This window comes from Enterococcus sp. RTP21361st1_A6_RTP21361_211029 (assembly GCF_040910045.1).
Lineage (GTDB): Bacteria > Bacillota > Bacilli > Lactobacillales > Enterococcaceae > Enterococcus_D > Enterococcus_D gallinarum.
The window spans coordinates 14,052-38,023 of the sequence record NZ_JBDGBK010000022.1; the positions used below are offsets into that span (position 1 = coordinate 14,052).

27 protein-coding genes are annotated in these 23,972 nt (G+C 41.3%); 19 read left to right on the forward strand and 8 right to left on the reverse strand.

Annotated features, from left to right (window positions below):
• Nucleotides 1-133: 133 nt before the first annotated feature.
• From AB5Z52_RS05905 to AB5Z52_RS05925, 5 genes are all read left to right on the forward strand, one after another.
• Nucleotides 134-2,290 carry a PBP1A family penicillin-binding protein gene (locus AB5Z52_RS05905; RefSeq protein ID WP_003128419.1) on the forward strand — a complete coding sequence of 719 codons (2,157 nt, stop codon included), beginning with the start codon at nt 134-136 and terminating at the stop codon, nt 2,288-2,290.
• Between the two features lie 70 nt (nt 2,291-2,360).
• Nucleotides 2,361-2,702, forward strand: coding sequence for a YlbF family regulator (locus AB5Z52_RS05910; protein ID WP_003128420.1), 342 nt, complete (start codon nt 2,361-2,363; stop codon nt 2,700-2,702).
• Between the two features lie 260 nt (nt 2,703-2,962).
• The gene (locus AB5Z52_RS05915) at nt 2,963-4,150 is read left to right on the forward strand and encodes a DNA repair exonuclease (RefSeq protein ID WP_003128421.1); all 1,188 of its coding nucleotides are present in this window, start codon (nt 2,963-2,965) and stop codon (nt 4,148-4,150) included.
• Nucleotides 4,147-6,807: an AAA family ATPase gene (locus tag AB5Z52_RS05920; protein WP_005472902.1), complete on the forward strand. Its 2,661-nt coding sequence runs from the start codon at nt 4,147-4,149 to the stop codon at nt 6,805-6,807. The genes AB5Z52_RS05915 and AB5Z52_RS05920 overlap by 4 nt, the downstream gene beginning before the upstream one ends.
• 28 nt (nt 6,808-6,835) lie before the next feature.
• Complete coding sequence (locus AB5Z52_RS05925) at nt 6,836-7,780, forward strand: 3'-5' exoribonuclease YhaM family protein (protein WP_003128424.1); 945 nt, start codon at nt 6,836-6,838, stop codon at nt 7,778-7,780.
• Between the two features lie 38 nt (nt 7,781-7,818).
• On the opposite strand, the gene AB5Z52_RS05930 is transcribed toward AB5Z52_RS05925, so the two are convergent.
• The 3 genes from AB5Z52_RS05930 to AB5Z52_RS05940 form a co-directional block, all read right to left on the reverse strand.
• Nucleotides 7,819-8,847, reverse strand: a complete 1,029-nt coding sequence (locus tag AB5Z52_RS05930) for a peptidylprolyl isomerase (RefSeq protein WP_003128425.1) — start codon at nt 8,845-8,847, stop codon at nt 7,819-7,821.
• A gap of 127 nt (nt 8,848-8,974) precedes the next feature.
• Complete coding sequence (locus AB5Z52_RS05935) at nt 8,975-9,340, reverse strand: YtxH domain-containing protein (RefSeq protein ID WP_021149029.1); 366 nt, start codon at nt 9,338-9,340, stop codon at nt 8,975-8,977.
• Nucleotides 9,341-9,766: an HIT family protein gene (locus tag AB5Z52_RS05940; protein ID WP_005472896.1), complete on the reverse strand. Its 426-nt coding sequence runs from the start codon at nt 9,764-9,766 to the stop codon at nt 9,341-9,343.
• 196 nt (nt 9,767-9,962) lie between these two features.
• Between AB5Z52_RS05940 and AB5Z52_RS05945 the strand changes: the two genes are divergently transcribed.
• The 14 genes from AB5Z52_RS05945 to AB5Z52_RS06010 all read left to right on the forward strand — a co-directional run bounded on the left by AB5Z52_RS05945 (nt 9,963) and on the right by AB5Z52_RS06010 (nt 20,252).
• Nucleotides 9,963-10,442, forward strand: a complete 480-nt coding sequence (locus AB5Z52_RS05945) for a hypothetical protein (protein ID WP_003128429.1) — start codon at nt 9,963-9,965, stop codon at nt 10,440-10,442.
• Between the two features lie 74 nt (nt 10,443-10,516).
• Nucleotides 10,517-11,251 (forward strand): ABC transporter ATP-binding protein, encoded by a 735-nt coding sequence (locus tag AB5Z52_RS05950; protein ID WP_368243106.1) that lies wholly within the window; start codon nt 10,517-10,519, stop codon nt 11,249-11,251.
• A complete protein-coding gene (locus AB5Z52_RS05955) occupies nt 11,248-12,459 on the forward strand; it encodes an ABC transporter permease (protein ID WP_029487323.1) in 1,212 nt (403 codons plus the stop codon). Before AB5Z52_RS05950 ends, AB5Z52_RS05955 begins: the two co-directional genes overlap by 4 nt.
• A 104-nt stretch (nt 12,460-12,563) precedes the next feature.
• On the forward strand, nt 12,564-13,343 hold the full coding sequence (locus AB5Z52_RS05960) for a phosphotransferase family protein (protein WP_003128432.1): 780 nt from the start codon (nt 12,564-12,566) through the stop codon (nt 13,341-13,343).
• Between the two features lie 53 nt (nt 13,344-13,396).
• On the forward strand, nt 13,397-14,059 hold the full coding sequence (gene trmB / locus AB5Z52_RS05965) for a tRNA (guanosine(46)-N7)-methyltransferase TrmB (RefSeq protein WP_003128433.1): 663 nt from the start codon (nt 13,397-13,399) through the stop codon (nt 14,057-14,059).
• A 111-nt stretch (nt 14,060-14,170) separates the two neighbouring features.
• The gene (gene comGA, locus AB5Z52_RS05970; protein WP_005472888.1) at nt 14,171-15,112 is read left to right on the forward strand and encodes a competence type IV pilus ATPase ComGA; all 942 of its coding nucleotides are present in this window, start codon (nt 14,171-14,173) and stop codon (nt 15,110-15,112) included.
• Entirely contained in the window at nt 15,087-16,118 is a 1,032-nt protein-coding gene (gene comGB / locus AB5Z52_RS05975; RefSeq protein WP_005472886.1) for a competence type IV pilus assembly protein ComGB, read from the forward strand. Before comGA ends, comGB begins: the two co-directional genes overlap by 26 nt.
• Entirely contained in the window at nt 16,115-16,390 is a 276-nt protein-coding gene (comGC, locus tag AB5Z52_RS05980) for a competence type IV pilus major pilin ComGC (protein ID WP_029487321.1), read from the forward strand. The genes comGB and comGC overlap by 4 nt, the downstream gene beginning before the upstream one ends.
• A complete protein-coding gene (comGD, locus tag AB5Z52_RS05985; protein ID WP_003128438.1) occupies nt 16,359-16,838 on the forward strand; it encodes a competence type IV pilus minor pilin ComGD in 480 nt (159 codons plus the stop codon). The genes comGC and comGD overlap by 32 nt, the downstream gene beginning before the upstream one ends.
• A gap of 10 nt (nt 16,839-16,848) precedes the next feature.
• The gene (locus AB5Z52_RS05990; RefSeq protein ID WP_005472881.1) at nt 16,849-17,130 is read left to right on the forward strand and encodes a hypothetical protein; all 282 of its coding nucleotides are present in this window, start codon (nt 16,849-16,851) and stop codon (nt 17,128-17,130) included.
• A complete protein-coding gene (gene comGF, locus AB5Z52_RS05995; RefSeq protein WP_003128440.1) occupies nt 17,120-17,533 on the forward strand; it encodes a competence type IV pilus minor pilin ComGF in 414 nt (137 codons plus the stop codon). The genes AB5Z52_RS05990 and comGF overlap by 11 nt, the downstream gene beginning before the upstream one ends.
• The gene (comGG, locus tag AB5Z52_RS06000; RefSeq protein ID WP_029487318.1) at nt 17,508-17,861 is read left to right on the forward strand and encodes a competence type IV pilus minor pilin ComGG; all 354 of its coding nucleotides are present in this window, start codon (nt 17,508-17,510) and stop codon (nt 17,859-17,861) included. Before comGF ends, comGG begins: the two co-directional genes overlap by 26 nt.
• A 174-nt stretch (nt 17,862-18,035) precedes the next feature.
• Nucleotides 18,036-19,043: a class I SAM-dependent methyltransferase gene (locus AB5Z52_RS06005; protein ID WP_003128442.1), complete on the forward strand. Its 1,008-nt coding sequence runs from the start codon at nt 18,036-18,038 to the stop codon at nt 19,041-19,043.
• 24 nt (nt 19,044-19,067) lie between these two features.
• Nucleotides 19,068-20,252: an acetate/propionate family kinase gene (locus tag AB5Z52_RS06010; RefSeq protein ID WP_003128443.1), complete on the forward strand. Its 1,185-nt coding sequence runs from the start codon at nt 19,068-19,070 to the stop codon at nt 20,250-20,252.
• Nucleotides 20,253-20,465: 213 nt separating this feature from the next.
• On the opposite strand, the gene AB5Z52_RS06015 is transcribed toward AB5Z52_RS06010, so the two are convergent.
• Genes AB5Z52_RS06015 through AB5Z52_RS06035 form a run of 5 tightly spaced genes read right to left on the reverse strand, consistent with a single transcriptional unit; the run spans nt 20,466 to nt 23,175 of the window.
• On the reverse strand, nt 20,466-20,777 hold the full coding sequence (locus tag AB5Z52_RS06015; RefSeq protein ID WP_005472877.1) for a DUF1048 domain-containing protein: 312 nt from the start codon (nt 20,775-20,777) through the stop codon (nt 20,466-20,468).
• Nucleotides 20,778-20,786: 9 nt separating this feature from the next.
• Nucleotides 20,787-21,128, reverse strand: a complete 342-nt coding sequence (locus tag AB5Z52_RS06020) for a DUF1048 domain-containing protein (RefSeq protein WP_161667420.1) — start codon at nt 21,126-21,128, stop codon at nt 20,787-20,789.
• Nucleotides 21,129-21,138: 10 nt separating this feature from the next.
• Complete coding sequence (locus AB5Z52_RS06025) at nt 21,139-21,918, reverse strand: ABC transporter permease (RefSeq protein WP_005472875.1); 780 nt, start codon at nt 21,916-21,918, stop codon at nt 21,139-21,141.
• 3 nt (nt 21,919-21,921) lie between these two features.
• Nucleotides 21,922-22,824: an ABC transporter ATP-binding protein gene (locus tag AB5Z52_RS06030; RefSeq protein WP_021149041.1), complete on the reverse strand. Its 903-nt coding sequence runs from the start codon at nt 22,822-22,824 to the stop codon at nt 21,922-21,924.
• A 9-nt stretch (nt 22,825-22,833) separates the two neighbouring features.
• Nucleotides 22,834-23,175 (reverse strand): PadR family transcriptional regulator, encoded by a 342-nt coding sequence (locus AB5Z52_RS06035; protein WP_005472869.1) that lies wholly within the window; start codon nt 23,173-23,175, stop codon nt 22,834-22,836.
• Nucleotides 23,176-23,972: the final 797 nt, after the last annotated feature.

Sequence of the window (23,972 nt, forward strand, 5' to 3'; positions counted from 1 at the left end):
AAAAAAAACAACAAAAAACAGAAGTTTCGCTGATAGAATTGACGAGCAATCTTTTGTGGATGAAATTTACTGCTAGAGCCGTATTCCAAACGGTTTGATATATGCTACACTTTGTTAAAAGGAGCGTGGAGAAATGGATTTGAAACAAATCCTTCACAAGATAAAAGAATCGATCCAAACTTTCTGGCGTTGGATCAAGCCTTATCTACAGCAATTCCATCAATGGCGCAAACGCATTTGGAAGAAATATCATGTGAATAAAATAGTTATTTTACTGACTTTAGTGGGTATTTTAGTGATGAGCGGTTACTTGTTTTATATCGCCAAGAATACCAAAGTTAGTGAATTAGAATCAGGATTGAAAGAGTCCACTGTGATCTACGATGCTAAAGGAGAAGAAGCTGGGCAGCTCTATTCTCAAAAGGGCACCTATGTTGATTTAAAAAGCATTTCCCCAGCAGTCGTTCACGCACTGATCTCAACGGAAGACCGGAATTTTTATAATCACCATGGGTTTGATATCAAAGGGATCGCTCGGGCGGCCTTGCGGATGGTAGTCAATCGTAGTGCAGAAGGTGGCGGTGGGAGTACAATTACGCAACAGCTAGCAAAGAATGCCTATCTTTCTCTCGATCAAACCTTTAGTCGAAAAGCCAAAGAACTGTTTCTAGCGATTGAAATCGAAAAAAAATACTCAAAAGATGAAATATTGGAAATGTATTTGAACAGTTCCTATTTCGGTAATGGAGTCTGGGGGATTCAAGATGCTTCGCTCAAATATTTTGGTGTCAATGCTTCAGATTTGACGGTGGGAGAAGCAGCTACCTTAGTAGGTATGCTTAAAGGTCCATCAATTTATAATCCTATCGATCATCCAGAAAATGCGACGAACCGCCGAGATACTGTTCTAGGACTGATGGTGGACAACAAAATGCTGGATCAATCTGTGGCCGATCAAGAAGAGCAAGTTTCAATAGCTAGCCTGTTGTACGATGGCTATGGCAATTCAGAATCTGGCTATAAATATCCTTATTACTTCGATGCAGTGATCGATGAAGCGGAGTCTTACGGACTTGATGCGGATGATGTGATGAATCGTGGATACAAAATCTACACAGCACTGGATCAAAACTATCAGGCACAAATGGAAGCTGCCTATAAAAACGATGCGCTCTTTCCAGAAAATGCGTCTGATGGAACGATGGTCCAATCAGGTTCGGTGGCATTAGATCCGACAACTGGCGGTGTTCAAGCATTGGTAGGGCGACGAGGCGAACATGTTTTTCGCGGGTTCAATTTTGCTACCCAAATGAAACGCTCGCCAGGTTCGACAATCAAACCCATCAGTGTTTATGCACCTGCAATCGAAGCGGGCTATAATCCAGATAGTATTTTGGAAGACAAACCTCAAAGTTATTATGAGGCAAAGAATTACGATGGGACCTATTCCGGTGAAGTGCCGATGTATCAAGCATTGGCTCAAAGTTTAAATCTGCCAGCTGTTTGGACACTTCATGAAATTGGTCTCGACCGCGGATACAAAAAGACTCAGGAATTTGGGCTAACATTGTCAGAATCGGACAAATATTGGGGATTGGCGTTAGGCGGATTGGAAACTGGCGAATCACCGTTGACCATGGCTGCCGCGTATGGTGTCTTTGCTAGCGGAGGCTATTACTACCAACCGCATTTGATCACCAAAATCGTTGATTCAACGGGCGCGGTTATTGTAGATAATACTTCAGTCAAAGGAAAACAAGTCATCTCCAAAGAAACAGCAGACAAGATGACAAGCATGATGCTGGGTACCTTCTCTAATGGAACTGGGGTCAGCGCTAGCCCTTATGGCTTTACGATCGCAGGAAAAACCGGGACAACGGAAACAAACTTTGATTTATCAAAAGTCAATGATCAGTGGATCGTTGGGTATACACCTGATCTCGTAATCTCCACCTGGCTGGGCTTTGAACAAACGAGTGCCGAACACTATTTGACTGGAACCAGCGGGCAAGTCGTCGGCAAGATATTTAAAGCGGAAGCCGAAAGTCTGTTGCCTTACAGCCAAGGAAGTCAGTTCCAAGTAGCAGATGCCTATATGACTGGTGGGAAACTGATGGCAGCAGATGAAGTGCCAGATCCAAATGAATCAACGGACAACGATGACTGGAAAAAATCAGTTGACGAGTTTGCCGAAAATGCCAAAGAAGGATTAAAAGATTTTGGTGAGCGTGTCAAACAAGGAACCAAAGAGCTTTTTGGTAATCTATGGAATACGATCAATGGTAATTGATGTTAGCTTCTACTGCATGTGCATCCGAACAGTATGTTATAATAAGAAAAAAACAAAGTGAGGGAACAGTATGGCAAATATTTATGACACAGCGAATCAATTAGAACGAGAATTACGAGAATCCGAACAGTTTCAAGATTTAAAAGCCTCGTTTGATCGTTTGAAAGAAAACCAAGAAGCGTATAGCTTATTCAAGGAGTTCCAAGGCTTGCAACAAGCTTTGCAACAAAAAATGATGGCAGGCCAAGAAATGACAGAAGAAGAAGCACAGCAAGCACAAGAACTCTCTCAAAAAATTCAGCAAGATCCAATCGTTTCGGAATTGATGCAAAAAGAGCAAGCATTTAGTCTGGTGGCCAATGATTTGAATCGAATCATCATGGGCCCTGTGCGGGACTTATACGAAGCCTAAGCGCTAGCCTGCTGACTTACCGCAGCACAAAAGAGTCCAAGAGGGGTTCTCAAACAGAGGCCTCGGACTTGTGCCAATTCTATGCCAATTTACAGTGCTTTAGATAGCGTTAGAGGCTAATTTGAGCGGACAACATTCGAAGGATCGGGGACTTCCTCGACCCTTCGAATTTTTTGTTCAAAAAGGCGAACAAATTTTCGTGTTTTGCTGACGAAAAAACAAAGAAATGTTATGATAGAAGCAAAAGGGGGAAAGGTATCATGCGTTTTTTACATAGTGCTGACTTGCATATTGATCGTTCTTTCGAAGGGATCCGCATGTTATCGGATAACGTCAAAGAGCAGCTTCCACTGATCAATCGAAAAATAATCAAAAAACTGGTTGATACGGCACTGGAGCATGAAGTGGATTTTGTTCTCTTGGCGGGGGATACCTTCCACCAAGCCCGTCCAAGTCTGCGGATCCAGCATGACTTTTTTCAAGAGATTTCCCGACTTGCGTCAGCAGAGATCCCTGTCTATATGATCTTTGGTAACCATGATTACTATGATCCGCAGCGTTATTGGTTTGATTTTCCTGAGAATGTTGTGCTGTTTCCCAGTGAGACGGTTGAAACGATCAAAGGCGTAACCAGAAATGGTGAGACCTATGCTATCAGTGGCTTTAGTTATCAGCAGCCTTGGATTACACAGAACAAGATCAGGGAATTTCCTAATCGCCAAGCGGTTGATTTCCATATCGGTATGTACCACGGGGATAGTGCGGGGGAACATTATGCACCATTTTCTGTGAGTGAAATGAAGCAGAAAGGCTATGATTATTGGGCACTAGGTCATATTCATGTTCCTAAGATCCTTTCAGAAGAGCCTGCGATCGTTTATCCAGGGACCCCACAAGGCAAAACGCAAAAAGAACAAGATACAGGCGTTGTTTTAGCCACTTTGAGTTCCCATGGTACCGAGATCCAGACGGTCGACGTAGCAGAAATCACATGGGCACAACAAGAAGTCTCATTAGCAGCTTGTAAGGATCAGCGTTCGATTTTGCAAACGATTTTGAAGGAGGTCAACACGAATCAGCCACGACTGATCAAATTAGTGCTGACAGATACGGATCAGTTATCTTCAGATTGGTTTTCTGAAACCGAAAAAAATGAAATGATCGCCTATTTGAACGAGCAGCTGTCAAGAGACGTATTACAGACAATTTATGCAATCGAAGTCTACAAAACAGAGACAGACAAAATTCCATTAGCGATCCCGGCGTCCTATGTTGATCAATTACTAGCTATTTATCAAGACCCGTCTATTTTTGCTGAAGGACTGAATGATTTGCTTCGTCATCCGTTGCTTTATCGCGGGATTGATCAAGGTGCCTTTCAAGAAGAGGTCTTACAGCAGACGAAACACTTGCTGGAGAATGATTTCCAGTGGGAGGAAGAAGTATGAGAATCTTAAAAGCAGAAATCACTGGGTTTGGCCGTTACCATGATCAAGTGATTGAATTTTCCCAAGGAAATCAATTGCTTTTTGGCAACAATGAAATTGGCAAGTCGACATTGTATCAGTTTATTGCGGCTATGCTGTTTGGTTTTCCTAAAAGAACAGCTAAGAAAAAGGATTATACCCCCAAAAATGGGGCCGCTTATGGAGGCAGATTGTGGCTAGTTGTCGAACCTTACGGGGAAGTGATGATCGAACGTTACCGTCAAATCGATCGAGGAAGAGCCAAAGTCCATTTCAACGGGCAGACCGGCGACGAGGAAATGCTGGCACAGTTGCTGCAACCCTTGAATCAGACGTTGTTTTTCGATGTATTTACTTTTCAGCAAGAACAACTTGCCCAAATTGACAAGCTGCAAGAAAATGAATTGCATCAAGCACTGATTTCTTTGGGAATCAGTGGGAGTCAAAAGATGCTGCAACAAGTGGCTCGCTATGAAGCAATCAATCAACAAAATTATAAACCGCGGGGACAAAAACTCCCTTTGAACCAAGCGTTGAAACGTTTGGAGAAACTACAGGAGAAAATTGCCCAAAAAGAAAGCGAAGAACATCGCTTGCAACAGCAGTATCAGCAGATTTCACAGATTCAAAAAGAATTGCGGCAATTAGAAGAACAGCAGCAAGTGCAAAGCGATGCTTATCAAGCTGTTCAACAACAGATCAGCCATTGGCCATTGTATGAAGAATGGCAACAGCTATCAAGCCAGCCAGCTGCAGTAGCAGAAAAAGACGCTCAGGAAATCAGCAGATTTTATCAGACCTATCAGCACTTAACAGAAGATATTCATCAAAAAGAAGCAGAACTTGATCGTTTGGAACAAGGGCAAGCTTCAGATAAATATTTCTTTTATCTGGACAACGAACATTTGATCACTCAGATCCTTCAGAAACAAGTTGAGATGGCCCGATTGATGGATCGGCAGGAACAGGCGCTAGAAAAGGAACAACAAGCACGAATGGCGTTGAACCAGCTGATCAATAGACGGCAATGGTCAAAAGAATCACCACCACTGCAGACAGAACAAATCCAGGAACAATTAATGAATCTGGAGCAAAGCGACTACCAGTTAGAGGAAGCAAACAAGCGCTTAGAGTGGTTAGAAGAGAAGGAAAATCATCTTCAACATGCTTTATCACGGTTGGAACAGGCGCACCCAGGATTGATGGGAGAGCAAAAAATGGCTATTCCTATGGTGCCATTAGTAGGTGGTTTGGTTGCTTGTGTTGCAGCATTCTTTTTACCGTCTCCTTGGCGCTGGTTGTGTATAGCGGCTGGCACCGTTGGTATTGGACTAGCAATTTGGGAGGCAATGAAACAACGTCCTCATAAACAAGGTGACAGCAAAAAACAATGGCAAGAGTTATTGTTGCAAACGGATCTGGTTGCCTCAGAGATCGCAGATCTGACAGAAGCCAATAATTTACAAAAACAACAGAATGAACGATGGCGTCAGGCGCTGCAACCTTTTTTTGGCACGGAACCTTATCACAGATGGTCGGTCTTCTTGCTGCAGTACCAAGAGGATGTTACTAATTATCAGTTGCATGCTCATCAGCTTCGCGAAGCCAAAGAACAACTGCAAGAGGTCACAGAACAGCTTCAGCCTTATCAAGCGATGTTTACACCTTTTGCTGATTGGTTGCCCCTGCAAAATAAGACAATACTGGAGCAGGCTCAGCTATTGCATGAATTCAATGAAGAGATGCAGGCTGTTAAATTGGCGCGTTTACAGCAGCCCAGCACGTTGTTGGCGCAGCAACTTGCTCGCAAAAAGGCGGAGCGGGCTGAATTGTTGAAGGCTTCTCAAGAGATTCTCTCACAAGTTGGCATTGATCAGCCAGCAGAAATCAGTCTTTGGCTCAAACAATGGGAGACGCATCAGCGGGCGGCAAAGCGGGAAGCCGAATTAGCAGTCATGCTGGATCCGATTTTCCCGGAACCAATCACACAAGAAGAATTGCTGGAAAAGAAAACGCAAGTGGCACAAAAGCAAAAAGAGCTGCACCAGCTTAGTCGACAAAAGGCAGAGCAAAGGCAACGGCTTGAACTAGAAGTAGCCGCCAGCCAAAAAAGCGGTACGTTGAGCCAGCTCTATCAGGAAGAAAGCGAACTGCGGGCAAAAATCGAGGAATTGGCTCTTGCTTGGAGCAGTCGACAATTAGCTGCTTCGGTATTGTCCGATTTGACGACTGAATTGTCTGAGCAACAATTGCCGCAATTACTAGAAAAAGCTTCGATATATTTCAGATTGCTTTCCAATGACCGCTATCACCAAGTAACACTGCATGAGGGGCAATTAGTTGCCAGCAATGCTAGCGATAGTTACTCGATCATCGATCTATCAACAGGAACAAAAGATCAGCTGATCATGGCGATCCGCTTCGGTTATCTTGCGTTGCAACAAAATCATCCTCTTAGTCCCATCATTATCGATGATGGCTGGTTGCATTATGATAGTGCACGAAAAGAACGGTTAGCGGAATTATTCGCTGAGTTTGGCCAATATTACCAAGTAATTTGTTTGTCTTCTGACCAAGAAATGGTAAGCTATTATCATAAATACCAGCAATCCGTACAAGAACTTAGTCAAAGGATGTGAGAAATTTGGCTATGCGCCAAATGTTAACATGAAAAAAATTCGAGAATTGACCGTAGATGAGACGTTTCAACTGTTTTTGTTGATTAAAAATGCGGATGTTCGTATCGCAAAAAATGGCAAAAAGTTTATCGCGTTTACTTTTCAAGATACTTCTGGAACAATCGACGGAAAGTTTTGGGATGCTTCTGAGGAAGAAATCAATCGCTTCGAGGCTGGTAAGGTCGTTTTATTAGATGGAAAGCGAGAAGTTTATCAAGGAAATCCCCAAGTCAAGATTTTGCATCTGCGTCTGGCAAAACCAGAAGAACCTCATGACCCGAGCCAGTACATGGAAAGAGCCCCTCTGAAAAAAGAAGACATGGAAGAGGAAATTAATCAGACATTGTTTGAAATCACCAATCCTCATTGGAATCGTATCGTTCGTTTTTTGCTGAATAAATACAAGAAAGAATTTTTTGATTTTCCAGCAGCTAAACGGAATCACCATGCCTTTGCTAGTGGATTGGCTTACCATACAACGACCATGTTGCGAATCGGAAAATCTTTGATCAAAGAGTATCCGGAAATCAATGCACCGCTTTTGTATGCAGGAATTATCCTGCATGATTTAGGAAAAGTGATTGAATTGACGGGACCAATGACCACAGAGTATACATTAGCTGGAAATCTGGTTGGACATTTAGTGCTAGTAGATGAAGAAATCACCCAAGCGTGTATTGCTCTGAAATTTGATGATAAACAAGAAGATATCGTTGTGCTGCGGCACATGGTTTTGGCTCATCATGGATTGTTGGAATATGGCTCACCAGTTCGCCCAAGAATTATGGAGGCGGAGATCCTGCATCAAATCGATAACATCGATGCTTCTATGCAAATGATGTTGTCATCTATTCGCTTAACGGAACCAGGAGAATACACTGAGCGGATTTTTGGGATGGATAATCGTAGTTTTTATGTGCCGAAAGATGTATAAATAAAAAAAGATTGGCTTTTGCCAATCTTTTTTTTCTGTTATTTTTCAGAGGAATCTGTAGCAGATGAACTAGTTGTTTCAGTTGATTCTTTTGTAGAATCAGTTGCATTCTCTTTGTTATCTGATGCATCTGTAGCAGAAGAATCAGTTGAATCTTTTGTTTCTGCTGCAGAAACATAGTCAGAAAGAATATCAGCTAGATCTTCATCTTTCATTTTCACATTGGCAGCTTTCAGTTCTTTACCAATCGTTTTTGCCACGAATGTAGAATCGTTCAATAGCGTGTTTTGTGCGATTTCTGTGATTTGATCTTTGTATTTATCCATGTCGTTGCCTTTGTCTTGGTTTTTGACCATTTTGACAATGTAATAGCTTGTTGTATAAGTAGAAGCATCCGTAGCAGAAATGACCTCTGAAATTTCACCATCTTTTAATGCAAAGGCAGCTGTTTGTACTTCAGCTGGCACAGTTGTTGAGGTTGAGTCGAATTTGACTGTACCGCCATCTTCTGCAGTCGCTGTGTCTGTTGATTTTTCTTTTGCTAATTTACTAAAGTCAGCACCATCTTTTTGAGCTTCTTTTAATACATCTTTTGCATCATCTTCACTAGTCAATTTGATCAATTGTGCTTCAACTTCTGGATGGAAAGAATCCCAAGCTGCTTTCAGCTCATCATCACCAATATCCATGTTCGCTTTTAGCCCTTCTTGTAATGCTAATTGCTGTCTGATTTGTTCACGATAGCTTTTTTTAGTAAGTCCAGAAGCTTCCAATGCAGACTCAAATTTATCACTGTCGCCATATTGTTTCGCAGTTTGATCGTATTGCTTGTCGATCATTTTCTCTGTAACATCATCCCCATATTTTTGATCGAAGACTTTTAAGACGATCAATTGGCGGATAAGACTTTGGTTATTCTGATCTGTTTTTGCTTGTTCGTAAAAATCTTCAACCGTGATTTTACCGCCTTTCATGGTTGCAATCTCATTACTTGAACTTCCGGAACAAGCAGCTAATGTCAAAACGCTCAGTGCACTGACTGCTGCTAAAATCAATTTTTTCTTCATTCGTTTAAGCACTCCTATTTTCTAAATATTTCAAAGAATCACAGCTAATACTATACCACACTCTTTTTTTAATTGGGAAGAAAACAAATGATGTTTCAAACAAAATTCATAGATTCTCCAATATTTGCTACTTATTTTCTTCTTGGGGAACTGATTTGGCTTGTATCGTCGTGACATGTTGGTTCAAACGATCCACGTGGGTCTTTATCCGCTCGATTCTTGGCTGTGCTTGGAATTTGAATGATTCAAAATCTTTTGTGAAAGACTCTTTGACAACAGGAATCGTTTCGTCAACCGTTTTACGCGTCAATGTGACAGCATCTTTTAAGTTTTTGACACTTTCATTAAACTCAAGAGTCGCTTCCGTGGTCTCATCGACATAACGAAGCATTTGTTCACGGGTTTCTTTACCGCTTTTTGGTGCAAATAGCAGCCCGCCTAAGCCGCCGGCGAGAGAGCCGAATAACAAACCTTTGATAAAGTTACCGATCATTTAGTCCACCAGCTTTCCGATTTTTTCAGCGATCTCTGTTAGCTGTTCCTGTGAGTAATCCTCTGCATGATTACCGAAATGCATCGAGAAATCATCTTTTTCATCGTAACGAGGAATCAAATGAATATGGGAATGAAAAACAGATTGATAAGCCAATTCTTTATTGTTATTGATTATGTTGAGTCCATTGATCTCAGGAAAGGCTTTTTCGATTGCCCGAGCGATTTTAGGAACGCGAGCAAAGACCTCTGCAGCAAGGGCTTCATCATACTCAAAAATATCCGTTACGTGGACTTTCGGAATAACTAATGTATGTCCAGGTGTTACTTGGGAAATATCCAAAAAGGCATAGACTTGATCATCCTCATATACTTTGTAACTAGGGATGTCACGATTGTTGATCTTACAAAAAATACAATTTTCCATTTCATAAACCTCCTTGTTCTTCTAGTCCTACTTTACCATATTCTGCTGATTTCGGCAGTTTTTGTTCTTGAATTCCTTCAAAAGCAGGCCATCGCTTCTTTTCCATGTAAAGTACGGATGTTTGTGGAGAGAAACGCTTGCATTTGTCCGCTTGCACCAATAGACTTAAAAGCAGAAATAGAAAAGGACGGATACGATGAAACCAATCATTAAAGAAACGTTACAGAAAAAAAAGACCAAACGAGAAAAAATCAGCTATCTTGCCTATGCATATAAGGAGTGGCTGATTGCAGGACTAGCAGTCATTCTAGTAGGAGGTTCGCTGATCTATTCGATGACAAGACCAAAAGAAGTTGTTTATACAGTGGCTGTTGTTTCTGAGACCAGTGAACAGCAGCCCACACAATCTGAATTTGAAAAAGCAGCGACGGATTGGGTGAAGCAAAACGTGGCGCCTGATCACGAAATAACAGTTACATTTGTTTCCTATGAAGATCCAGCCGCTGTCCAAGCCTTTACGACCCGTTTAGCTGCCGGAGCAATTCAAGCCGTCATTTTTGATGCGTCCGAAGCAGACATGTGGGTCGAGCGTTTTGGTAGCAGTGAGCTGCCAAAAGAACCATTGCAAGTAGCTGGACACGAGTATGTTGTTCAAATAACTAATAACGGAAAATAGCAGATTTCAAGAAGTAGATGACTGCTCTTTGACCGCTGCTTCATGGTATAATAGTTGATATTGGAGGAACGAAAATGACATTACAAGTAGAAAATGTAACAGGCGGTTATACACAGCTACCTGTTCTAAAAAATATTGATTTTTCGATCGCGGATGGTGAACTTGTGGGGTTGATCGGTTTGAATGGTGCTGGTAAAAGTACCACGATTAAAGAAATCATTGGTCTGCTACAACCTCACACTGGAAAAATCACTATCAACGGACTATCGCTGAAAGAAGATCCGCAAGCGTATCGCAAGCAGATCGGCTACATTCCTGAAACGCCTTCTCTTTATGAAGAATTGACTTTAAAAGAGCATATCGAAGTAACGGCAATGGCCTATGACATCCCCAAAGATGTCGCACTGCAACGGGCGGAGCGGTTATTAAAAACATTTCGCTTGGAAAATAAGTTGGACTGGTTTCCAGCAAATTTTTCTAAGGGAATGAAACAAAAAGTCATGGTTTTGTGTGCTTTTCTAATTGAACCAAGTTTGTACATCATCGATGAGCCTTTTTTGGGCTTAGATCCATTGGCAATCAATGCATTGCTTGAATTGATGAATGAGATGAAACAAACCGGGGTATCGATTTTAATGTCGACCCATATCTTGGCTACAGCTGAGAAATATTGTGACAAGTTTATCCTGCTTCACAATGGCGAGATTCGAGCCCAAGGAACGCTGTCGCAATTACAAAGCCAATTTGGGGCTGAAGGAGCTTCCCTCGATGAGTTGTACTTAGCATTGACAAAGGAGAGTCAGCTATGAAGGGGTTCTTCTCACAACGCTTGCAACGACACCAGAAACAGATGAGTCGCTATTTGCGTTATGTTTTCAATGATCATTTTGCGATCCTCATCACATTTCTAATGGGTGGACTGGGTCTATATTATTCGAATTTTTTAAAAACGCTCCCTCGGCCGTTCCCTCAGGGGGGGATCGTATTGCTATTGATCTGGTTGGCACTTTTGTCAGTCGGCAAGTTGGCAACATTGGTGAAACCAGCAGATTTGATTTTTCTTTTAGCTAAAGAAAAGCAGATGGCGGACTATCTTGCTCAAGCACTGCGCTATTCAATGTGGCTGCCTTTTGGGGTCTCCTTTTTAGTCGTTGGTGCGACGATGCCTTTAGTCGTAGTAGTTACTGAACAAACGTTTGCGAGCTTTTTCTTTTATTTAGGGACGATTTGGTTATTAAAAGTTACGGATCTCTGGTTACAGCGTTTGTCTCTTTATCAAGGACAAGAACAGCGTAACAACCAGCGTGTTCTGTGGGTGATTGCTGCAGTAAGCAGCCTTTTAGCTAGTCTGTATGTTGCACCTTGGGTTGGATTGCTCTTAGCTGTTCTACAAGCTGCTTGGTTCAACCTTCAGTGTCGTCCGACAGGTCTTCTATTAGGTTGGGATCGCATGATCCACATGGAAGAAACGAGACTTCATCGCATTTATCGGTTTATCAACTTATTCACAGATGTACCTCAAATCACAGCAGCAGCCAAACGCCGCAAGTATTTAGATGGTCTGTTGAATAGGATTCCTTTTGGACAGGAACAGACTTATCGCTATCTATATGCTCGCCGCTTTTTGCGAGGGGAACAATATAGCGGGCTTTTTTTCCGTTTGACACTGATTGGTGTATTAGTGCTTTTCTTTGTTCAAGAATGGTGGCTTAGTCTAGGGTTAGGATGTATGTTTCTTTATTTGATCGGTTTTCAGCTACTGCCGATGTATAATGAGTTTCAGTACATGATTTTGACTCATTTATATCCAATCGAGGAAGGGCAAAAACAGACAGCCATTAATTGGCTATTGCTTAGATTATTAGGCGGAGCTGCTTTCATTTTTGGTGTAGTCGGCTTGTTCCGAGCGGCAATTCTTTGGCAAGGAGTGCTAGTGCTGTTGGGCTTTTTGTTATTTACAGGACTCTTTTTGGTTTTCTATGTACCTGCCCGCTTGAAAAAAATGCAAAGTCAATAAAGATGGCTGGACGTTACTCGAAAAAACCGAACGCATATGCGCTTGACGTTGACTCTTTAGGAAGCTAGAATAAGAGATACTGTGAAATAAGGAGAGAAGCTAGGATGGATATTCGCTTGGATCAAGATTGGCGCCTGAGACCAATCAAAGGCGACACCGGCAAAGCCTACATTGGCTTGAAGGACAATGATAAAGTCTTTATCAAACGAAATACGACCCCGATGCTTGCGGCACTCTCCAAAGAGGGGATTACTCCTAAACTTGTGTGGACCAAGCGTACCGGCAATGGCGATACGTTGTCTGCTCAAGAGTGGCTAGATGGACGTGTATTGGACCCCGAAGAGATCGGTCAAAGAAATGATGTGATCGATGTATTGTATCATTTGCACCATTCCAAAACATTAGCGAAGATGCTGAGCAAAATCGGTGGTCAAGTGATGACACCAGAAAAAATGTTAGTTGAATATGAAGAAAACTTACCTAAAGCGGTTGTTCAAAATCGCTTTATTGCTATTGTTTATCGTTATTTAAGAGAGAATATTCCAGAATTTCAGGAACAAAAGGCCTCCGTCGTTCATGGGGATGTCAATTACCGTAATTGGCTTGTTTGCCAAAACTATCTGTATTTGGTTGATTGGGATTCGATCATGTTTGCGGATCCCGCAATGGATATCGGTACGATCTTAGGGCATTATGTTCCATTATCCAGCTGGCCGCATTGGCTAGTGCGTTACGGGATTCATGGCAGCAGTGAAGTGATCGAGAAAATTTATTGGTATGCTTTATTAAGTATGCTTCAGGAAGTAAAGAAGTACTACCAACGCGGGGATTATAAAGCAATGAATGCAGAGATTCTGCAATTAAAAAGAATTTATAGTGAATGAGAAGATGGAGCGAAGCAACAAGTTCCATCTTGTTTTTTCGGAAAGGAAACAACATGAGAGTAAGAAAACGTGCGGGAGCAGAAGAATTAGTCCAAGCGCATCCCGAATTTGTAGTAGCTGAACCGACAGCGTGGAAAGGCCGTTGGAAGGAACGATTTGGCAATGATCACCCATTGCATATTGAAATCGGTATGGGAAAAGGCCGTTTCATTACCGAAATGGCTAAAGCACATCCGGAAATTAATTATATTGGCATCGAAATGCAAATCAGTGTGGTTTCCATTGCACTGGATAAACTGATCGAACAAGATATCCCTAATGTGCAGCTGCTGCACGTTGACGGTTCCGCATTGACGAATTATTTTGCGGATCATGAAGTCGATCAAATCTATTTGAATTTTTCAGATCCTTGGCCAAAAAAGAAGCATGAGAAACGCCGACTAACATCGAAAGCTTTTTTGGCAGTCGATGAACAAATTTTACGTCCGAATGGTGAAATTCATTTCAAAACGGACAATCAAGGCTTATTTGAATATTCACTCGCCAGCTTTTCACAATATGGTATGGTTTTAAAACAAGTATGGTTGGATCTTCATCAAAGTGACTATGAAGGAAATATCATGACCGAGTATGAAGAGAAGTTTTCCAGCCGCGGTCAAAGAATCTACCGGGTAGAAGCCCAATTTGTGGCACCAGAAGATACGACCAAAAGTTAAATAAGCGAGTCTTAGCGTTCAGACTGTAGCACAAGGCAGAAAATGTCTTTGTTCTACAGTTTTTTTGTATAGAAAAGTAAAAGCTGCGTATCTCTTTTTAGGAGGGTGACAATGGACATTTGTACATTTTCAGATGAGTTGGTGGAGTATGCGAAGGTGCAAAAAATGCAAGATCTATCCATACTGCCAACAGTCGAAGGGATGACTCTGATTTTCAGCAAAAGTTACTATCGGCAAATGTATCGCAAAGTTACTACAGAAGACGCGCAACAATTGATCACTCGATTCAAATTTCTGGGCGGTATGGAAGTAGGAGAAAAACGAAGAGCGCAATTAGGGGCTATCAGCTATCCTTTGGCAGATGGAGAGCAGCGTATCCGGGTTTCGACTGTTGGGGATTTTCAAGGTCAAGAAAGTTTAGTTCTACGTTTTTTGCACCCTTTAGGTAAGTTCCATCGATTCTTTATGAATGAACAATATGAAACGATCGCAGATGCATGCCGCTATCGAGGGCTCTATCTCTTTTCTGGTCCTACTGGATCGGGGAAATCCACACTGATGTATCGCTTAGCTTCAGCTGCAGCAGGTCAGGTGATCACGATCGAAGACCCGGTTGAGATCGTTGAGCCTCGTTTTTTACAGTTGCAGACCAATCCAATGATCGGCCAGGATTATGATGAGCTGATTCGTTTGTCGTTGCGGCATCGACCTGAGCTATTGCTGATTGGTGAGATCCGCAACAAAGAGACGGCCAAGGCTGCGATCCGTGCGGCACTGACAGGACATCGGGTTTTTGCGACGATCCATGCACGGGGATTAACGGAAACAATTGCGCGATTGCAAGAGCTGACAGAGGAAGCAGCTGTGATCGACCAATGCCTCCAAGGAATCATTTATCAGCGCTTACTGCCAGATCTTCACGGAGTCCCTCACGCATTGATGGCCTACACCTTTTATGAACCCCACAAATCCTCAATGACTTGGGATCAAGCACTAACAAGGATCAGAGAAAAGGAGCAGATCACCCATGAGGTTTTTGACAAGGAAAAGTAAACGGCTTTCCCGCAAACAGACCCACGCCTTATTAGCCACATTTACGGTTTTATTAGAGAGTGGTTTCTCATTACAAGAGAGTTTGCTTGTTCTACTTCGCAGTGGCCAATTTGATCCGAATACAGTAAAAGATATTGATCAGCGACTGAAACAAGGTCAACGACTCAGACAGGCCTTTTCTTTGCTGCATTTATCTGAAGCCGAACAAAATCAGCTGGACTTGGCAGAGACCCATGGCAATCTGGTGGATACGTTGCAGCGAATGGTCGCTTACCAGATCCTTTTGGAAAAACAAAATCAGACATTACAAAAAGTGTTGGCGTATCCCCTTCTATTGCTGGTATTTGTCTTTACCGCTCTCTTTGCCATGCGTCGGTTTCTATTGCCTCAACTTCTGGCCTCCGGTATGATCGATGCGAATCATTGGGGCATTCTCTTTATTACGGCAGCACCATGGATCGGTGCGGTCATTGTAGGCGGATTGGGAGGTTTCGTTCTTGTTGTAAGAGGAATCTTTGCCAAGCAGACAGCGTTGAAGCGAGCCACTTTTTTGAGTCGATTGCCTTTTTTGGGAGACTTGTATCGCTGCTATCAAACTAGTTATTTTGCATTAGAGTGGGGAAAATTGTTTCAGCAAGGCTTGGAAATTCGTCAGATCATTATGTGCATGCAACAAACAAGTACAGCAACATTAGTACAAGAACTAGCTGTTCAATTAGAGCTGTGCTTGGCAAGTGGCGGATTGTTGCCGGACAAATTAAAGGACTATGTATTTTTGACGCCAGAGTTTTCATTGATTGTGTTCCAGGGCGAAATGCGTGGGAAATTAGGAGAAGAATTGTTTGTTTATAGTCAGCTTTTGACAGATCGGCTTTTCCAACAAATCGAGAAGAAAATCCAGTGGATTCAACCAGTCATTTTTTTATTAGTGGCCCTTCTGATCGTGGGTGTTTATGCTGCAATGTTTTTGCCGATTTACGGCAATATTCAAGGAGTGATCGAATGAGAAAATTGAAGCATCAAGGGTTCACATTGGTGGAGATGCTGATTGTACTGTTAGTGATCAGTATTTTGATTTTATTGTTTGTACCAAACTTATCCGCACAACGTACAGTGATAGATGAGAAAGGAAATGCGGCAATCGTCAAAGTCGTAGAAACCCAGATTGAGTTGTTCCAGCTTAATGAGAATCGAACACCTACTCGACAAGAATTACTAGCTGGAAATTATGTAACGGAGGAGCAGTATGCGATTTACCTTGCCCATCGGAACGAATAGCAGTTTTTTTACTTGGCGGGGATTTACAATGGTGGAGAGTTTGATTGTCCTCTTAGTCGTTTCGATTTTCATCTTTCTTCCGCTAATAGCTATCGACCGTTACCAAGCATATTTTGAAGTGTGGGGGTTTTGTGCTCGTTTGGAAAAAGGATTGGCAGTAGCACAACAAACAGCGATTATTGATGCTCGCGAAACGAAAGTCGCTTATTCTGATTCACCAGTTCCTACGATATATTTTCATTCGACGATCACAGGTGAAATCAAAATGGAGCCACTTGAAGTACCCTCGCAGCTCGCAGTACGTGTTTTTCCTGTACTTACATTCACCAGTCAATCTGGCAATTATACGCGGATGGAAACATTACGGTTTGAATGGATGGACCAAGAAAAAAAGATTACCTACAAATTTCTTTTTGGAAGTGGACGATATGATAAGATCATCGAATAAAGGATATATCATGCTAGAAAGTATCATTGGCTTTGGTTTGCTGACGACGAGTGTCTTCCTTTTTCTGACTGTCCAGACCCATATTTTACAGCAAAGTGCACAGTTACAGGCCCAGGTGGCTGCTATTCGGGTATTGTATGAAGAAGTCCAATGCCAAGCATTTGAACAGGAAGTCGTTTATTCGACACAACGTACAGAGTCGTATCAGTTGTCTTTCGGTTTCAAGCGTGACCGAAGCTATGGACGGATTGTAAGAGGTCCTCTTATCATGGAGATCAACTATGAAGAGTAAGGGTTTTACTTTGTTGGAATGTTTGCTGTCTTTAATGATCTTAGGACTCAGTGTGTTGTTGATCAACGGAATCATTCGCCAGATGCCTCAAGTTAATCAACAGCTTTTTGCTCGCAAAGACCAAGAATGGCAGATATTTTTGATTCAGTTAGAAAGGGAGCTTCAAACGTGTACGTATGTTTCAGTGAGTCCGTATACACTTTTTTTAAAAAGCAGCAAAGAAAATGTAGTCACGATCGATCGAATCAATGGGAAAGTCCGTAAAAGAGACAATAATGGCTACCATCCGTTATTGACGGAAGTATCATTGATTTACTTTGAAAAAAAGGCATCCTCGATCCAGTTTACAGTGACTTTCGAGAATGGAGAGGTGAGAATTGGTCAATGGCAGATTCCTGCATAAGGGCGGTATCTTTTTGTCAGCAATGATGCTGATTCATTTGCTGAGCCTTATGTTGCTAACGGTTTTAGAAAATACTCGGACAACTACTGATTTCTATATTAAGACTCTTCACATGTATGAGGCACGAATCATGAAAGAACTTTTTTTGGCGGATTATCAGCGGTTAACCTATGCCGAGCAGGGCAGTGTCAACTACAATGTAGGGAGGGTCATTTACGAACAAAAAGAAGAGCTGTTGTTGATTCAATGTGTCGTCAATCAGCGCACCATCCGTTTTACCGAAATTTTGTCAGGTGATTTGGAAAAAATAGCAACAGATCTTGAGTAACTATAATACAGAAAAAGGCACAGACATACTGTGTCTTTTTTCTGTATAAAAGAGTTGAAAAGTATGTTTGTCTCTTCACAAATTATTCTGAAAGATAGCGATTGATTATTTTGGCTGAATCAGCTAAAATTAAACAGGTATGTATGTTGTTATAGTTTTGAAAAGAGGTGCAAGATGTCCCCAGAAAAAATGGAAGAGTCTTTTCATTTATCGCTAGAAGCGATTCAAGTGCTCCAAAACGCATTAGAAACATCTTATTTGGATGCATATATCGAGACGATCGAGAATTTTATTGATCAGTATCGCGTACGGGTGATCGACGGAGTACCTAGTGAAGCGGATGCTCAACGGTTGGAAGCGATTTATAAAAAATTAGAGCAGATACCCTTAACAGCAGAAGAACGGCGTAAACTTGCTCAACTACTTCTGTTAAAGGGCGGACAAACCGAACATCTGCAGCCTAATCATCAGCTGACACCAGATAGTATCGGTTTTTTGTTTGTGTATTTGATCGAGCAATTGACACCAGCGAAGCAACAAACCAAGATTCTGGACCTTTCGGTTGGAATGGGGAATCTTGTCTTAACGCTCTTGCTCAATTTGCAGTTAGCGCAAAGAGATGTGCAAGCAACAGGTGTTGACATTGATGAAACATTACTGAGTGTTGCTGCAGCTACAAGCGAATGGACTCAAGCCCCGCTGCATTTGTTTCATCAAGACGGGTTGCAAGAATTGTTAATCGACCCAATGGACATTGCTGTCAGTGATTTGCCAGTCGGCTATTATCCACAAGATGAAAAAGCAGCATCGTTTCTTACTTCAGCTCCCGAAGGCGAAGGACATAGCTTTGCCCACCATTTATTGATGGAACAAGCAATGAACTATGTGAAAGAAGATGGCTATGGACTATTCTTAGCTCCGGCTAATTTCATGGAAACTGAACAAAGCGATTATTTGAAGAAATGGCTCAATGAAAAAGTTTATCTGCAAGGAATCATTCAATTGCCAGACGAGCTTTTCAAAAATGAGCGATCAAGAAAAAGTATTGTGCTGATTCAAAATCATGGTGCAACGAGCAAGCAAGCACCAGTGTTACTTGCTAAACTCGCATCTCTCAAGGAACCAAAAAACATCAAGAAATTTTTCGAACAATTTGAAGCTTGGAAAGCATCAAATTTGTAATATAAATCGGATAAGGAGAAAATTATGTCTAAAACAATTGCAATCAATGCTGGAAGTTCAAGTCTAAAATGGCAGTTATATCAAATGCCAGAAGAAACGGTGGTCGCTAAAGGGATCGTTGAACGTATCGGATTAAAAGATTCGATTTTTACCATCAAATATGGGGAAGATCAAAAATTCGAACAAATCATCGACATCAATGATCATGAAGTCGCAGTAAAAATGCTTTTGGATCAATTGATCGAATTGAACATCTTAGGTTCATATGATGAAATCACTGGTGTTGGTCACCGTGTCGTTCATGGAGGAGAAGACTTCCCGGATTCTGTTGTGATCACAGATGAAGTGATGGAACGCATTGAAGCATTGGCAGAGTTTGCACCATTGCATAATCCAGCCAACTTGATGGGGATCACTGCTTTCAAGAAGATCTTACCAGATATCATTAGTGTTGCTGTTTTCGATACTTCTTTCCACGCAACCATGCCAAAACACAACTACTTGTACAGTCTGCCATTGGCTTACTACAACGACTATAAAGTTCGTAAATATGGTTTCCATGGTACAAGCCACCGTTATGTGTCAGAACGTGCGGCTGAAATGTTAGGCAAACCGATTGAAGATTTGAAAATCATTACTTGTCATTTAGGAAATGGCGCATCGATCACTGCAGTTGATGGTGGAAAATCTGTTGATACATCAATGGGCTTCACACCACTTGCAGGAGTGACGATGGGTACTCGTTCTGGTGATATCGACCCAGCTGTATTGCCTTATTTAATGGAAAAATTAGACCTATCGATCGATGAAATGATCGATGTTTTGAACAAAAAATCTGGTTTGTTAGGACTTTCCGGTATTTCTAGCGATATGCGGGATCTTGAAGCTAATTATGACAAAGAAGAAGTAAAAGTTGCGTATGATGTCTTTACTGACCGCATTCGTAAATATATCGGTGGCTATGTAACAACAATGAACGGTGTTGATGCAATCGTCTTTACTGCTGGTATCGGTGAGAACGATGCCCATGTCCGCAGTGAGGTTATCAAAGGAATGACTTGGTTTGGTTGTGAACTTGATGAAGAACAAAATGCCAAACGCGGCGAAGAGTTAGTCATTTCTACAGAAGATTCTAAAGTGAAAGTCTTGTTGATTCCAACAGACGAAGAATTAATGATTGCTCGCGACGTGGAACGTTTGCGCGGTTAATTGTCGGAGATCAATTGGAACAAATGAGTTTCATTATTTGAATAAAAAAAGTGTTAAGCCTTGGCTTAACACTTTTTTGTTTTGAACAGCTGTACACCTTGGATACCAATGAATAATGCTTGAAAGTTGCAAATTTGGTTAGCGCTATTCTTATTTTTCTTTATATTTTCAGAAAATCCAACGGTGGAACTCAAAACTTATCTAGCCATTTTCTCATAGCTTTTTTGACTTTGGTTCCATTTCGTTGTCAGAGGTTGCTTGGTTTACCAGCAATCCGTCCGCAAAGGCGGCCACGTCTTCGCCAGTTACTTGAAGAACACTTTTTTCTTGTTGCGCATTGTCTTCAAACAAATCCAACAGATCAACGAGTGGTTGGAAATCGCTGGCAAGATTTACTGGATCAACTTTCATAAAGTACTTTTGGATTTCTTTATAGACGATTCGATAATCATTCGGCAACTGATTTGCCCGTTTTTGCAGAGCACGCCATTCTTTTTTACCTTCTAATGCTTCTTTTATTCCCATCTTCATCCCTCACTTTAGTTTTTTGGTCACTTGATTCAAGTGTTCTCGCAATTTGTCTCGCTCATTTTTGGCACCAGCTGCTTCAGCGATTTCTGAGATGAAGGTAGTCATATTTTCACCGATCACGCTATTGATCGGCAGTTTTTCTGCGGCACTTTCTTCAAAAAGACCGACGATCCCTTCCAAGATAGGGTACAGATTTCTTCCAGAAAAATCACTGTAGCTCCAGATCTTTTGATTGTGTTCGCGCCACGCATCTTGGTAGCCAGCGGGTAACTTATCAATACGAAGTTGAAATTCTTTTTGTTGCTTATTCATGTCGTTATCTGTTATTTTGTCATAAAAGTTCATGGTGGGCCTCCTAATTAATAAATAGTTGTTTGTAGCGTTTCATTGACAGAAAAGAGAAAAAACTTAGTAATATGGCTAGCCACAAAAGGGTCAAGAGGCTGCTTTGGGAACCAAAAGAGAATGTACCAGCAAGCAAATTCTTTGTCGTTTCGATAATGGGCGTCATTGGCTGGTTCTCAGCAAATAGGCGCACAGGTTTTGCCATTCCAGCGACTGGCACAAAGGCTGGACTGATAAAAAGCAGGAAGATCAAAATATACGAAAAGGCTCCTGCTCCAGCATAATCTTTTGCTGTTAACGAGAAGGGGATAGCTAGCACAGTGAGACTAACGGCAAAAAGTACGATCAAAAGGGTGAAAAGCAGGAAGTCACCAATCGTTGCTTGTGGTCGATAACCCAATACTAGTCCGATCAGCAGTACAGAAAGTACAGAAATAAGCATAAAAATTGTTGAGGCGACAATGTGCGATCCTAGAATCACCCAACGTTTCATTGGCATAGATAATAATCGCGTCAGGAATCCTTTTGTTTTATCATTGTTGATCCTCAAAGCAGTGTAAGCCGATCCCATTGCCATAGATATCAGCAAAAATCCTGGCATAACGTAGCTAAGATAATCTGAAGGCTCTCCTGCAGTGCCCCCGACTAAAATATTGCCACCAATGACATAAACGAAAAAAAGTAAGATGAAAATAGGCATAACGATACTTGTAATGATCGTATCGACACTTGTTAAATTTTGTCTAACGATGCGGTTCGTTAATGTGAAAAGTTGCTTGATTGTCTTCATTTTTTAGTCCTCCTTTCCAGTAGCATCCAAGAATATTTCTTCCAAACTAAGTTCAATCGGAGCAGTTGTTAGAATGTCAATATCATTTTGCAAGAGTTTCATCATCGACTCTTTTAAATCATTTCTAGCAAGAATAATGGTGTCATTTTCAACCATATAGTGAATCGCAGATTCGTTTAGAAGAGAAGTCGCTTGATCGATCACTTTTTTTGGAACGATGACTTTGTGCAGATCTCTTGCTTGCTTTTTCAATTCTTGTGGTGTGCCAATCAATGAAATCTTCCCATCGTTGATAAAAGCGATTCGATCAGCTAAACGGTCTGCTTCATCAAGGTATTGAGTTGTCAGAAAGATCGTCTTTCCTTCTGCTTTAAGTTGAAGGATTAGTTGCCAAATCTCTAATCTGTTTTTTGGATCCACACCAGTAGTTGGCTCATCAAGAAACAAAATTTCTTTGTCAGGAAGCAGAGAGACTGCAATATCTAGTCGTCGCTTCATTCCTCCAGAATAGGTAGCGACTTTTTTATAGAGAAAATCTGCTAAATGAAGTCGTTCTGATATGGTATCTATTTTCCTGCGAAGATGAGGGATGTCCAACAGCGTGCCAATTAATTTCAAATTTTCAAAACCGGTAAATTCATCATCTAGTGTGATCGATTGACTATTCAAGCTGATGACATCCCGCACTTGATCGGAGTCATTTCGTAGGTCTAACCCTAAAATTGTTGCATTGCCGGATGTAGGGCTAGCGAGTGTAGTTAGAATATTGATCAGTGTTGACTTTCCAGCACCATTTTCTCCAAGTAAAGTAAAGATTTCGCCTCTTTTGATTTCAAGAGTAATTCCTTTTAATACGTCAAGATCACCATAGGTTTTTGTAAGATGATCCACAGTGATGGCTTTCATAGTTATCCCTCATTCCTGATTGAAAAGTGTCTCGTGCTTGATTTTATCTAGCTGATCTACAAGAAACGTCCATTTACTCCAGAAATCTTGGAGGTAAATTTCCCCATTTGCGTTCAAACGATAAAACTTCCTTGCCGGTCCAAGGTCAGATTTCCTTTTTTCAACAGTTACCAATTCTTTTTTTTCTAAACGGAGTAAGACCGTATAGACGGTGCCTTCGACGATATCTTGAAACCCTAATTCGATCAGTGTATTCGTGATTTCATAGCCATAAGTCTCTTTGCTGTTATGGATGACTTGAAGCACGACACCTTCTAGCACACCTTTTAGTAATTCAGTCATTCCTTTCACATCGCTCATCCTCTCAAAAACCATTTGTCTCAATACCTAGTATTACTCAGTACTGCTACATAATAATACTTAGTAGATGGACTGTCAACTATTAAGTATCATTAAGCAGAGATGCAAAAAAAGTAACACCTTGAAAAAAGCTTCCCGCTTAGTGGCGAATGGTACTCAGGAGACTGGATCCTGTTAAACTGAGCTTTATTGTGGGCTGCTCTGCAACTTCTTCGTTCGAATCTAAGTTTGCAGCTAATCATCGAAGACAGTGATTAGCTGCTGCTCGCCGTTGTTATCACTCTTAAGAACAAGTTCAACAAGATAGGCTCTGATTTGATGAATTGTGTTCAGTAAAGAGAAATAGGACTTCGGTACCGATCATGGTGTGAATCATTGACATGAAATGTTAGACATCGATTGAGAAGGGAGCAAAAAAAATCGAGATTTATTGGGCTCTGTTATGAAACTAAGGATTGTTTCGTTAGGGAATGCCGCTGATACATAGGCGCCCAATGCACTTGATTTGACTGAGACAGTAAGCAAGCCTAGACTAAAAGAGGAAAGCTCACAATTGCTGCTCTTTATGCCCAGTCGGTGGAAATGTTCTGCCAGATGTTGAGAGAGGCTGTGTCCTGCTAAATAACAAAGAACATTGAATAAAAAATCGTCTGATTCAGCATATAAGTGTATGAATAAACATTGATGTGATGAATCAGGTTATTTTTATTAACAAATTCTTGAATCTAGAATAAAAAAACGGTAAAAATAATTTTAATCGATAAAAAATGTTATTTAATTAACGTACA